Genomic DNA, 13,609 nt, shown 5'->3' with positions numbered 1-13,609 from the left:
AGGCTCATAACCTGAAGGTCGCAGGTTCAAATCCTGCTCCCGCAACCAACGTCAGAAAATATCAGTATAGCCCGTTCAGACTACAATTGATCACACGGTTCAATTGCTTAACCTCTTCACCTCGTCAGGCTCATAGCATCAGCAGAGGCGGAGGCGATCAAGGCTTCAAGTTCCGACTTGCGAACCTCCAACGCTGTCAGCTTTTCCTTTATGTTGGCGAGAATGCGAAGATCAGGAACTTCTTCAATAACCCATTCTTCGGGAGGGTTCGGTCGCGCTTGTCGCTTACCGGTGTCTGGGTCTTTCACAAAGCGTTGGCGGTTCCAGACGAGACGACCAATGTAGAGTTCGCTTTTGAGAATGGCGGTGTCCCGCCACCAATTTCCGTAGATTGTGGATGCGCCCCAGCTCCACTTTCAACTATGGCTTCACTTCAGACCCAGCCAGTCGGCACTATTATCAACGCGCGGCTGTCCGTCGGAACGACCGCACAAAGGTACGGACGGTAGGATCCGCCGAAAACTGAGGAGCTGAGAGCGCATCGAAATCCGGTTTTGCAGACGGTGTGCTGAGTAGATGCCGAGACAAATCCGCTGCAAGGGCGGCCGACTGCTTCGCCTCGATGATTGTCGAGGCCTTAAAACTGGCCTTAGCCGCTGCATGGGCCTCTTCCCTATTCCCAAGCGCTAGATGGCACAGGCACGCGTTCAGGTGTTTGCGGCCCAGCTCAAGCCCCAGCCCAATATCATTGCTCTCTCCGATGGCGCGGCGGATCATGGTTTCGCCTTGCTCCACCGCGCCGGTACAGGCCGTGAAAAACCCGAAATAGGACCCGAATATAGGCCGCATAAGGCGCGCTTCGACCGTGTCCAACAACCGACCCGCCGCCTCAAAAGTACTTCCGGCCCGCCCGACGTCACCGGCATGGGACAGAACCACACCGGCAGACAGCCGGGCGATGATATGTGCAAAAATATCTTCCGATTTCTGCGCCAGTTCCTGGGCCGCTAGCGCCAGTGCTAGGCTCTCCGACGTCTGGCCCAGAAACATCAGTGACCGCGCCCCATAGCTCATTGCCAAAACCGACAAGCCGGGATTTACGCCAAGTTGGCTATCTAAATTGCCGTCTTCTATCGCCTGAACAACATGTTGCATGTTCAGCACCGAGGTCAGATGTTCTTCGAAACTGTAATTTGCCAGACCGCTATGAAACGCGGCCCTGGCCCTTAGCACATCATCGTCGGTTTCATCGGCAATCTGCATAATGCCGCCAGCACATTTCAGGGCCGCGGACGGCCGCCCCTTCAACCAGAGCAGATGGCTTTCGAACGCAAGTATTCGGCCTTTAACGCGCGGGTGCTCATTTTCAATAAGCGCGTCGCTCGCCTGGTCGAGGCATGCTTTAACGCCGGCAAGGTCGGCAATCTGATACAGCGGGTTTCGCATCTCCAGAAGGATTTTAACGCGCATGCGGGACCGAAGCTCCGTATCTTTCAGGTTTTTCGACGCGCCCAGAGCCAACTCCAACAATTCCAACGCATGACTGTTCATTGCGCGCTCATTTGACTCCGCCGCCGCCGTCAGATACCCGTCGCAGGCTTCATCCCACAAGTGACCGAAATACGCGTGACGGGCCTGCAACAGCGCGCTGACATTCTGCCCGGCTGAAGAGAACGCTCGAAGGGCACGATAGGCGGTGGCATGAAAGGCAACCCGGTCACGCTCAATAATCGAGTTTTCGGTAATTTCCCGAAATAGTGGATGTTTGAAATGTAATCGTGGAGTGGGATGCGTCGTCAAACGCCCGAGAATCCCGTCTTTGACCAGATCGCCGATTGTCGACAGCTCATACCCCAGATCGGCCAGTACCTGAAACAGCAACGCCTCGGGCATCATCTCACCCAGTATGGATGCAACTTTTAGCGAATGCTTTTGGGCTCGTGTCAGCTGATCGATACGCTCGGCGATAACCGCTTGCAGCAACGGGGTCTGGACCGTAAAATTCAGGCTGTCAGGGACCTTCGGATCCGTACGCACATGCTTCATCGCCCTAACAATTTCAATCAGAAACAAAGGGTTACCGGAGGATTTACGCACTATACCACTCAGATTAGCCACCTGGTCGGAAACGGTCGTGTCAAGATCCCGGATCATACCTCGGATATCCGTCGCCAATTGCATGGCGGCGTCTTCCGGCAAGCCACCAAGCTTCAGTATCTCTATATTTTTAATGTCCCGCTCTATCAGGCCCGCCAAATTTTCAGGTCGGCAGGACAGGATAAAGTTGCCCTTAAACGCTGAACCTGAAGACATGAGTTGAAAGAATATTTCCCTGCTTTCGCTGTCTAGTTCAAAGAATTCATCGATCAGGATTGCCGGAACTCCGTGCATTTGCCTGTGCTGCAATAAGACTTCAAATCCACGCCGGATCGTTGCGAGTTTCCGGGCGATCAGATCGTTCAGGTGACTGTCTTCGATTGCTCCGCGGTTTTCTTCCCCACCAAACAGCTCATAGTGCAGATTTCTCAGGCTAAGCCCATCGTCCGGCGACAATTTATCCGGCGCGGTATCTTTCAAGGCGTTGCTCAAAAAAACGTCCTGATCGGTTTCGGCGGCGTCCGGAACCAGTTGTTCGACACAAGCCCGGATACCGGAACACGGATCGAAATGGCCGTAAAACCCCCTGCAGAACAGTGCCGGGAATGCTTCTCCGGCCACCAGAATTTTGTGGCTTTCGAATATCAGCCTGGATTTACCGATCCCGGCATCTCCGGCAACAACAATGACCCGTTCGAGGTTGGAAGACTGTGTTCGGCAAATATCGGTCAGGCGTGCAATTTCTTCCTCGCGCCCGACAAAAGGTGCCTGTACTCCGCGCAGCTTCATCTGCTCGGTTCGGTACACCTGCACCAATCTGTAGACTGGAAGCGCATCGGTGATGCCGCGGATCTGTTGATCGCCCAGGTCGTCAAATAGAAACCCGTCAAAGGCCAGATCGCGGGTCAGACGATCTGTCATCGCGCTATCGGGCTCTGCCAGCGCCTGTAACCGCGAGGCCAGATGAACCGATACGCCCGTGGCATCATAGTGCCAGCCTATATCGGTGCTGACAGGCCTGACCAGCGTTTCACCGGTGCAAATCCCGACGCGCACGGTGGTACCGGGCAGGGGCCAACTTGCGTCCTTCGTCAGCTCAATCATCTCCAAAGCCGCAAGGCAAGCATTTGCGGCATGTTTGGAATTCGCAATCGGAGCGCCGAACAGGAATAGGATTCCGTCGCCCGCGATGGTCGCGATTGTGCCCGAATGGCGGTGGGCGATACCCGTCAGGGACTCGCGACTCTCCTCCAGGAGTAAGCTGGCTTTCTGGATTCCAATTTTGGAAATCGCCTCAAGGGAGCCGACAAGATCGACAAACAGAGATGTGACCAGCTTGAGCTCGGAATCGAACAAGCCATTGGTATCGTTCTGTTTTCCCCAGGATGGCAACTGATCCTAACCTCTGTCTGAGAAAATACTCTTGTCGCTGATGCTGGTTTCTGCCAGTCTGAAACGGAAACAATTTCCACATACTTTTTGATTTTCGGCAACAGTTTTATAACGGGGGTTAAGATATGGCCGACAATGACAACGAACCAACCATTGATATTCTGAACGAAATCTACCCATTTTTGTCCGAGCGCCGGGTGGTAAGAATATACTATCCGCCGGGCACCTGCACCAAGCAATCTTACAGCTTTCCCTACGTCGTTCTCGCGGCGACGTCTGGGGTATTGTCGATTTCGATAAACGGCGAAACGCCGATGGATCAAGTGTTTGAAGCGGGTGATCACTACGCCCGCGAGGTGCCAGAAGGCCTGGATGAATTCACCGTGGAAGTGTGCAACAACACGGACTCCCCGATCATTATTTTCAAAGACTCATAGGGCAATCGCAGGTTCAACCTTTGCCCTGACCTTTCCAGACCGCAGCTTCTGCATTCATCAGACGCCTGCCATGCCTTACGTTGGACCCCATCAGTTGATGGTAGGCGCTGCTGTTCTGCGCGGCGCGCCAAGAATACGACAGTCGCGTCAGAATGACCCTGTGGCGGGCGGGTTGCCCCCCCCCAATTTCGGGATTTAGACGGAGATTGATTCAATTATGAAAAGCTATCTCGCACTGGGCTTGGGTATTGTTCTGTTCACGTTGAGTGGATGCAACAATTCCGCCTCAAAAGTTTCATCTGGAAATCAATACAGCAAACCGGAAGTATCGCGGATCAAAGCAAGCGATCTCCAACCCATGAGATTCTCTAAAGCACGAGAAGCCGCGTGTATGCCCAACCGGAATGAATCGGTTGTAACATCCAGCACCATTATTAAAATTATTGCAGCGACGATTGCAGAGGAAGCGCTTAAGTATCTAAGCCGTCAATTGAAAGAGAAACTGAAGGAATACGCACGAAACACAAGCTTTTTTTCCGAGATAGAATTGCCTGAAAATAAGGCTCAGTGTGTCGAAATACAATATAAGGAGGCCCCAGTGCTTCTGTTAGTGGCGCACACCACTCCGAAATCGGGACTGAAGTTCCAGCCAGTTTGGTTTGATCCAAAGCCCTTTCGCCCGAAGATCGCGACAGAATCAGATAATTTGGACCTTTCAACTGAAATGGCATATGTGGTTGCTGTGCAGCCAACCTATTTCGTGCAAAGCACGAGACGCTCAGAAATCTCTGTACAGTTGGTATCGACAAAATTGCCGTTGTCCCTCGCTAACCAAGGGGGACTGCTGATAAAAGCAACTTCACGCCCAAGTTTTCTAGATCTTCCGATGCTGGCCGCGCCTCCGCCAGGGCAATTGGCGACGCTAAAGACAGGTATTGCAACGGCGATCGAGCCACCATTCTTGCTAAGAAGCCTCGAGAGTATTCTATCGAAAAATCATGACGATCTTTCCGAGAGCCTAACAGAAGCACTTCTACAACTGGCGGGTGTTGAGACGGAAGATTAGTCGCAAAGGCAGATCAGATGGGTTGCCTCAGACCGGAATTAGAAAATTTGGTCCAAGAGCCATTTATTTCCGCCATACAGTTTGGTTCACGGCTGAAAAGCGCGCGTTGCCCGTGCTGGTCTTTTCTATCTGTGCGGCGCCTTCATGGCGCGTCTGGAGCTTTTTAAGTCTCGTCGTAGACCCTTTGGTAATGTGGCGGAAAGCCCTTCATTGTACTTCGTGTCAAGCACACTCGGTCTGAGCACCCAGCGACGCGACCGCAGCGAACTGCAACTTTGTTGCGCGACCTACTTGTCCGAACCGACGGCGACGAGAGGATGGACTCGGTTCCCGTTGGATAGACACGAGCGAATGACTGGATTTGTGACATGCTCTGCCTCGCAATGGAGAATCTAACGCGCCGGCGAACAAATGCTGCGTCAGCATTCGTGGTGCCAGCAAAAGGCGGGATTTTTCGCATCCCGAAGGTCTAATTGTTGAAGCATTGATGTCTGCTTCGCGCTTAAATCTGACATCTCAATTGCTTTCGGCAACGGTGGTTGCGTCCTCCCGCAACCAAATTCCAAACAACCCGTTCGATCTACAAACAGTCCACCAAACTGCTTGCTTCACGATCAATCCGCCTTAGCACCATAACCGGAAACTCACACGGGCAGGCGCACGCAATGGCCGCTGCAAGAACAAATAAATAGCCCAAATTTGGTTTTCGGCGTAAAAATACTGGATCAAGATACCGATTTTGGTCGTGTAAGATTGCGTGAAAGTACCCGACGCTGATCAAGCTCATCTGCACCCCTTTGACAACTGACCTATCGCGCGGCATCGTCTCGCAATGGGCTATCCCTCCAACCACCCCCAACGACCCGACGACGCCGCCGCAGGTATTGATGTCACGAATGACTTTGAACGCTTCAACCAGCGTAATGATATATTTACCCGCGCTTTCTGGGATGAGCGTATCCGCAGCAAACAAACCGACGCCTTCTTTGCCTCGTACCGCATGGAAGCCATTCCGCGTCGTGGGGATGGTTTCACCCAACGCGACTTTGCGCTTAGAAACGCGGCTTGGTTGATTTCAGACTTGATCTCCGAAAGAGGAGGCGAGACCGGCAGGCGCGAGGGCTTCCAAGCCCCCATCAACAATGACACACCTGTGGCTCCGACACAGCACCCGATAGACGACCCTGTCGCGATGGCAAGGGAGGTTAAACGAATTGCGAAATTCTTTGGGGCCGATCTCTGTGGCATCACCGATATGGATGACCGTTGGCTTTACGCGGCCCGAGTTGACACTCGCGACTTCTCTGATGCGCCCAACGACCTGCCGGAAGGCATGACATCCGTCATCGTGATGGGCCATCAGATGGATGAAGACCTTGTGGCTACCTATCCGTCTGCTCTCGCGGGGGCTGCCACTGGACGCGAATACTCCCATGAGGCCAGTATCGTGATGCAGCTTGCAGCCTACATCCGTAATCTGGGCTATGAGGCCACGGCCTCTATGAATGACACCGGTCTCGTGATCCCTTATGCGATCAAGGCGGGCTTGGGAGAATATGCCCGCAACCAGATGGTGATAACACCTGAATATGGCCCGCGATTGCGGTTCTCCAAGATATTCACCAATCTTCCACTGGCACATGATCCCCCCAGGCCTTTGGGCGTACGTGCTTTCTGTAGCATTTGCACCAAATGCGCAGATGCCTGCCCGGTCAAAGCGCTCCCTTACGGAGAGCCGGAGACTACCGAGGATCCCTCGGCCATAAAGGGTGTGCGCAAGTGGACTTCCGACGCGGCTAAGTGCTTTGGGTTTTGGGCCAAACTGTCCTCCGACTGTGCAATTTGCATGCGCGTCTGTCCGTTCAATCGCGACTTTACGCTATTGCGCCATCGTTTCTGGTTGGCACTGGCGCTTTCACCCTTGCGCAGATTTGCCCTTTGGCTTGACCGTAACCGCGGCAAACGCGCCAAGCCGACCGATTGGTGGGAAAACCCCTGAGTTCAACATGAAATTTGGCCGATCACTGGAGCAATCGAATTGTGGTCCGCTCCGGTGCTCCCCAGACTGTTGGACACGTATTCAAGGGCGAAAGTCAGCAGTTTTGATCCGGGAACGAGGAGCCGACCGCCTCGAATACAATTAGCTCAAAGACTTAGCGGCAAAATTTTTTCCACGAGCCCGTTAGATGTGATATCATAAAAATCGAATATATTGGAGTCACAAAAGACTCTGGGAACTCGCTGAGTATTTTTTGCTTTTTGGGGGGCATTATGTATCGAATTTCTGCTTGTTTTCTAACTCTTATTCTTGCGCCGACCGTTGTGCTTTCTGACGCTGTTCCAAGCGAACAGGCAGTCGAAGGTTTGTTTTCCAATCAACCATATTCGCCGTACGCACAGCGTTCTTTCCCTGAACGCCCGCTTTGGGGTGATACACATCTACACACCGGGCTGTCATTAGATGCGGGAGCATTTGGAAATACCCTGCTACCCGATGAAGCTTGGCGTTTTGCAAAGGGAGAGCAGGTCATTTCCTCCACAGGGCAGCCCGTAAGGCTGGCCAGACCATTGGATTGGATGGTTCTGACAGATCATACGGACCTCATGGGCTTTGCTCCGGATTTGCAAGCTGGTAAACCCGGTGTTCTGGCTGATCCAAAAGGGCTGGAATGGTACGAAGGCTACAAAGCAGGAGGCGAAGAGGCCGGGAAAACAGCCTTCGACATAATTACCAATTTCTCGCAAATGACCCTGCCAGAAGTTCTGTTGGAGTCTTACAGCCCAGGTGCCGACGCTTTTTCCTTTACCTGGGAACATATTGTCCTTGCGGCCGAGCGGCACAACGACCCGGGTAATTTTACTGCATTCATCGGGTTCGAATGGACTTCGGTGCCTAAGGGTTTCAACCTGCACCGGAACGTCATGCTGCGCGATGGGCCGATCCGTGCCTTGCAGATGGTGCCACCGGTCACACAACCACCCTACGGCGATACCAACCCAAAAGCGCTATATGCTTGGCTTGAAGAATATCAGGAGAAAACCGGAGGACGCGCAGTTGCGTTTGCACATAACGGCAACCTTTCAAACGGGTGGATGTTCCCAACCGAAGATACCTATCACGGTGGCAAGGTCGACGCGGATTACGTAGCCGCCCGCGCAAAATGGGAGCCTCACTATGAAGTCACTCAAATCAAAGGTGACGGAGAAGCGCATCCGTTCCTGAGCCCAGACGATGAATTTGCGGATTACGAGAACTGGGACGTCGGCAATCTCGACATAACCGAGCTGAAGACCGATGACATGCTAGCAGGGGAGTACGCCCGAGAAGCTCTGAAACGAGGATTGCTGCTGGAAGAAAAGTTTGGCGTGAATCCCTATAAATTTGGCATGGGAGGCGCGACGGACAGCCATACGTCTTTGGCCACTGCCGAAGAAGACAACTTCTTTGGCAAGTCGGTCAGCGTTGAACCGTCGGCCTCGCGGATCAAGCACCCTTTCATTGCGAATGATCTCGGTGAAATACCCGGCGACCTTTTGGTGGCATCCGGATACACGGCAGTTTGGGCCACCGACAATACGCGTGCTGCGATTTTCGACGCGTTTAAACGACGTGAGACATACGCGACAACAGGTCCTCGGATCGGTCTGAGGTTTTTTGGTGGTTGGGATTTCAGTGAAGCTGATGTTGAGACCCGTTTTCTTGCTAATGTTGGTTATACCAAAGGCGTTCCAATGGGTTCGGACATGCGCCCACGCGAGGGAGATGGTGCACCTTCATTCCTGATCGCTGCGCTGCGCGACCCTGTGGGTGCTAACTTGGATCGTGTGCAGGTGATCAAAGGCTGGCTTGATTCTGAAGGCGCCCTGCAGGAAAAGGTCTACGACGTTGCGTGGTCGGATGATCGTGTTGCAGATGATAGCGGAAAGGTTCCCGCTGTGGGAAATACAGTGGATGTTGAAGCCGCCAGTTGGGCCAACACAATCGGTGCCTCCGAGCTTGTGACCGTTTGGTCCGACCCTGAATTCGACCCAAATGCACGGGCATTTTATTATGTACGCGCATTGGAAATTCCGACTCCGCGTTGGATACTGTATGATAAGCTAAGATATGGTATCGACTTGCCCGAGGATGCGGTGCTGACGCATCAGGAACGCGCGTATTCATCACCGATTTGGTACACGCCGGCAGAGTGATCAGCATTAATCACATTAGTATAAGTCGAGGTGGCGATTGTTGCCTCGGCAGAAGCCTATAATTCTGCAGCGCGACAAGAGCCTACTTTATTGCAAAAATTAACTCGCTGATGTCAGCATTGGTACTAAGAACCTGATGCATTTCACGCAGGAGCCTGCATGCGCCTATTGAAAGAACCTTTGTTTCATTTCTTCCTGATTGGGGCGGCTATATTCATTTGGTTCCATATAGTCGCGCCGGAAAATGAGACCACCGAAAATCTCGTGACAATATCAATCGACAAAGATGATGTCGCGCTTCTGGTTACTCAATTTGAGGCCAGGTGGAAACGCCAACCAAACGAAGCTGAACTGCAAGCGTTGATCGATGCATCAATTCGTGAAGAAGTTTTGGTCAGAGAAGCAAGAAAGCTTGGGCTGGATCGCGGAGATAGCGTGATCAGATCGCGGCTAAGCCAAAAGATGGATTTTCTTACTGAAGCGATTGCTGCATCAGTTACCCCTGAAGACGAAGATTTGGAGGCCTATCTTCAGAAGAACCGTGAAAGATACGCGACGTCCAAAAAGGTAGCCTTCAATCAGGTCTTTCTTGGCGAAGCGCCAGGTGACGCTGCGATCGCAAACGCGTTGAGCGCGGTGCGTGAGGAACAAGAGCTTCCTGAATTTGGGCGTTCAACATTACTGCCTGCCTCAATGCCTTTGACTGCAACTCGGGTTGTCGACTCGGTGTTTGGCGCCGGGTTTTCGAACGGTCTAACTGAACTCGAACCAGGTCAATGGGGAGGGCCGATCCAATCAGGTTACGGCGTTCATCTTGTTCAAGTGGTCGCTATCGAGTCTGCTCAAATACCGCCGTTATCAGAGATACGCAAAGCGGTCCTACAGGATTGGCGTCGCACCATGAGTGCAGATCTGGCGCAAGCGCAATATGAGGCGCTTGCTGATGCCTATGAGATTGTGGTGCCCGATATCGCGGGACCAACCAAATGAGACATTTGGTCTGTATGTTAATTGCGTTGTTGTTCGTGTGGCCCGAAGCCGACGCCAACGCACATGCGCTTGATCCGGGATACTTGGAAATCCGTCAAATCGCATCAAACACATGGAGCGTTCATTGGCGAAAGCCCGATGTGAATGGTCAGCCAATGGCGATTGATGCAGTGCTGCCAAATGGTTGCGCTCCGTCACGTGGTCCGGAAGCAACACGTGACAGTCGGGCCTGGGTTTCATCATGGGTCATGGAGTGTCGTGAAGATATAGCGGGGAAATCCATTGCGATTGAAGGCTTGGAGGCTCAAAGAAACGATGTTTTGGTGCGCTTGCACCCCTTAGAGACCGCACCGACGACCCTTCGTTTCACCTCAGATACAGCAATCCAAACCATACCTCCTGAACAGACGACATGGTCAGTTTTCGTATCCTATTTTCAATTGGGATTTGAACACATACTGGAAGGCTGGGATCACCTTTTATTCGTGTTCGCGCTGTTTATTCTGGTCCGAGATGTCTGGAGACTGGTAGGAGCCGTAACAGCTTTTACACTAGCGCATTCAATAACTCTGGCGCTGGCGACCTTTGGTATTTTGAATGTTCCTGGGCCACCGGTCGAGGCAGTAATAGCGCTTTCAATCGTGTTTCTGGCGATGGAGATTGTCAAAGGTGGCGAAGGTCGCTTCCGACTTTCCAAGCAAAAACCGTGGATCGTTTGCTTTGGGTTTGGCCTTTTGCACGGCCTTGGTTTTGCAGGTGCCCTGGCAGAAATTGGACTACCACCAAACGATATTCCGGCAGCGTTGCTGGCATTTAATCTCGGCGTTGAGGCTGGTCAGCTGAGTTTCATCGCTGCGCTGGCCGTCTTCACTGCGATTTGGCGCTTGGTTGCCTCGCCGACTGGTCGAGGACCGGTCGTTCTCACCGCCTATGGCATCGGATCGGTTTCAATGTACTGGCTTATCGAGCGCTTAAGCGGTTTCTAGTGTCTACGACCCCAATCAAGAAATCACCCGAGAGGTGCGGGCCAATAAATAACACTGTAGGCTTGAACAAAGGACCACTCTCAGGGCGCTGAACACCAATAGGCGATCCCGGAGGCCGACAATTCGAGAGAGCTGAGGCAAACGAGGGTCAATCAAGCAATTTGGCATAGCCAACTAAGACCATTGACTGATCGCCAGCGAAGCAAAGGTATGCCCTGATCTGCGCAACAAACCCTGGCAAACGGCCGTACTATCCCATTGTTTTCGTTTTGGGGACAACATTAACCGAACATGAACAATGTATTTTCGCGACGTTCAACCGAGATGAGGCATAGTGCTCTATAGAGTTGAACGAGCGAGTTATTGTTCAATTGCAAATGAGGGGAAACGCATGATCAAGTCTGCCTTTATGACTGAAGAGTCCGACACTGTTGCTGTGATGCAAACCTCTGGCAGTATCGCTGCGGACAAGTTGCCAACCAAACGCCCTACAATCAGCGGTCGCTTCCCTCCTATCGAAAATGCACTAACAGAAATTATAAAAAACAAGCGACTTTCTGATGCGCAAACCAACGTCTGAAGGTAGTTCAGTCGACCCTTGTTCAATTCCTGATACTCGTCCTAAACAACGGAATTGACAACAGAATCCCGCCTAACTTAGGCGGGATTCTTTCTTTTGGTACTATAAGAAATCGTGGGTTGTAGCTCACAAAGCATAGTTCAATGCCAGTAAACCAAGGGGCGGCCATTCCGCTTCTGATGAAGTAAATGACCGCCCCGGCTTATGGTGCTTCCGTGAGTTGTCTGCACCGTTAGAAAGTTATACCTGAGATTTGAGGCTTCGATTACAAACCCAGAAGCGACTTGACCTCTTCTTCAACGGCATCGGTAACAGGTTTGTTGGCCGCCGCTTCCAAGGCTTCGCGCTCGGCTAATTCTTGTTCTTCAACAAGTTCAACCAGTTCCCGAACCTCTTCTGTCGCTTCTTCATATTCTAATGCTGCCTGACGTTCCTCATTGAGGTCCTGCGCCTCCTCAATTGAACCTTCCAGATCCATCCGCGCTTGTTCGAGTTGCTCTTCGATCACAGGGTCCGTTCCGCCGGCATCTTCCAAAGCCTGTTCAAGTTCGTCAACAAGCTCTTGATTGGTTTGAACATCATCTAATGCGACTTCTAAATCTTCTTCGATCTCCGCGACAGTACGCTCTGGTGGTTCCAGCCCGGTAAGCTCTTCCAACTGTTCTGAAAGATCCTCTCGCAAGAGATCTCCGGCCAGCACCGTGTCACGATATGTCGCTATTCTTCCGACACGTGAATTAGGTGAAGCATTGGCCAAGGCTGTCGCACTTGCGTTCGCAGCATTAAGCGCACCCAGTTCAGAAGGGTGGGCACCAAGAAGCGCCGCCATCCTGTTACCCGTGGGCCGAACTGCGGGGCGAACAGATTCTTCGACAATCAAGTTTTCTGTAGTCTGCTTGTAGGTCTTGGATAATTGCTTTCCACCTCTGGTGGTCGTGCGCGTCCTGGATTTTGCGGCGCCTTTTGATTTGCCGCTTCCATTAAAAAGATCTTTTAGCGAAAATCGACCGCGGTTCTCTGAAGTGGAACGCGAAGACTTGCTCTTTGATTCTCCAGAAACGGAGTTCCCGGATTTTCCACCTTTGCGGTTTCCGTCAGACCCTTTCTTATTGTTTTTGTTACCAGCTGAATCGCGATCGCCTTTGTCGGCACCACCATTGTTCCCGCTGTTCCCGTTTCCACCGGAATTGCCGCCGCCTTTACCCCCGCCGTTGCCTTTTCCTTCTTTGGCAATGGCAACATCCGGCATTGCGACTGCAACAATAACGGCGGTCGATCCCAGCAAAGCGATAGCCACTGCAGAGGCCTTAATAGGGCTGAGGATAGAGGTTTTCATATCGGTCTCCTTGATGGAACAGCAGTGGTGCTTTCTACTATGATCTGGCGTGCTGTGTTCGAATGCTGCAATCCACGTACGAATCGTCTGTTCTCTCAATCATTTAACTTGAGAGCGCTTGAACGCAGGGCTAACCGCTTGTTCATCACCGGTTCACGTCGATTGACGTATCCTCTGACCTGAAAGAGTGAGGAAGTTGATGCGTGTAGCGGTTTTACTGACGGTGGTAAGTTTGCTTGTTGCTCTACCTGTTAGGGTAGCAACGGCCGACGTCCGTGAGCTTAAACAGAGCGAACTGCGCAAGGCGACCCTATCGGGAAATACAATTCGGCTTGCACGGGTCATCAAAGGCGTTGCAAGAACTTACGGAGGCACCCCAGTTGATGCCCGCGCGTTTCAAGCGGGTGAGATCTATTATCGGATTCTTGTAAAAAAGCCGGATGGAAAAATCGTTAGCGTGATTGTGAATGCGCAGACGGGCGCCGTTGTATCCAACCGGTCTGGGGTCGGCAACCAGATATCGAAAGCTGC

General features: G+C 52.3%; 9 protein-coding genes and 1 pseudogene. 7 read left to right on the top strand and 3 right to left on the bottom strand.

Features of this window, described 5'->3' with window-relative positions:
- Positions 1-116: 116 nt before the first annotated feature.
- Together ACR0IU_RS16165 and ACR0IU_RS16160 are read right to left on the bottom strand one after the other, a co-directional pair.
- Positions 117-395: pseudogene (locus tag ACR0IU_RS16165) on the bottom strand (hypothetical protein); the annotation flags it as partial.
- A gap of 64 nt (positions 396-459) precedes the next feature.
- Entirely contained in the window at positions 460-3,453 is a 2,994-nt protein-coding gene (locus tag ACR0IU_RS16160) for an ATP-binding protein (protein WP_480716972.1), read from the bottom strand.
- Between the two features lie 161 nt (positions 3,454-3,614).
- Between ACR0IU_RS16160 and ACR0IU_RS16155 the strand changes: the two genes are divergently transcribed.
- From ACR0IU_RS16155 to ACR0IU_RS16125, 7 genes are all read left to right on the top strand, one after another.
- Positions 3,615-3,926, top strand: a complete 312-nt coding sequence (locus ACR0IU_RS16155) for a cupin domain-containing protein (RefSeq protein WP_480716971.1) — start codon at positions 3,615-3,617, stop codon at positions 3,924-3,926.
- A 217-nt stretch (positions 3,927-4,143) separates the two neighbouring features.
- Positions 4,144-4,992, top strand: a complete 849-nt coding sequence (locus tag ACR0IU_RS16150) for a hypothetical protein (protein WP_480716970.1) — start codon at positions 4,144-4,146, stop codon at positions 4,990-4,992.
- An 832-nt stretch (positions 4,993-5,824) separates the two neighbouring features.
- A complete protein-coding gene (locus ACR0IU_RS16145) occupies positions 5,825-6,991 on the top strand; it encodes a 4Fe-4S double cluster binding domain-containing protein (RefSeq protein WP_480716969.1) in 1,167 nt (388 codons plus the stop codon).
- A 272-nt stretch (positions 6,992-7,263) separates the two neighbouring features.
- Positions 7,264-9,186, top strand: a complete 1,923-nt coding sequence (locus ACR0IU_RS16140; protein WP_480716968.1) for a DUF3604 domain-containing protein — start codon at positions 7,264-7,266, stop codon at positions 9,184-9,186.
- A gap of 159 nt (positions 9,187-9,345) precedes the next feature.
- The gene (locus ACR0IU_RS16135) at positions 9,346-10,176 is read left to right on the top strand and encodes a peptidyl-prolyl cis-trans isomerase (RefSeq protein WP_480716967.1); all 831 of its coding nucleotides are present in this window, start codon (positions 9,346-9,348) and stop codon (positions 10,174-10,176) included.
- On the top strand, positions 10,173-11,162 hold the full coding sequence (locus tag ACR0IU_RS16130) for a HupE/UreJ family protein (protein WP_480716966.1): 990 nt from the start codon (positions 10,173-10,175) through the stop codon (positions 11,160-11,162). The genes ACR0IU_RS16135 and ACR0IU_RS16130 overlap by 4 nt, the downstream gene beginning before the upstream one ends.
- 391 nt (positions 11,163-11,553) lie before the next feature.
- Positions 11,554-11,742 carry a hypothetical protein gene (locus ACR0IU_RS16125; protein WP_170775022.1) on the top strand — a complete coding sequence of 63 codons (189 nt, stop codon included), beginning with the start codon at positions 11,554-11,556 and terminating at the stop codon, positions 11,740-11,742.
- A 265-nt stretch (positions 11,743-12,007) separates the two neighbouring features.
- Here the strand turns inward: ACR0IU_RS16125 and ACR0IU_RS16120 are convergent, their stop codons facing one another.
- Complete coding sequence (locus ACR0IU_RS16120; protein WP_480716965.1) at positions 12,008-13,078, bottom strand: hypothetical protein; 1,071 nt, start codon at positions 13,076-13,078, stop codon at positions 12,008-12,010.
- Between the last annotated feature and the right edge of the window lie 531 nt (positions 13,079-13,609).

This window comes from Ruegeria sp. CL5, from assembly GCF_056536485.1.
This window is presented reverse-complemented; position numbering and strand designations above follow the sequence as displayed.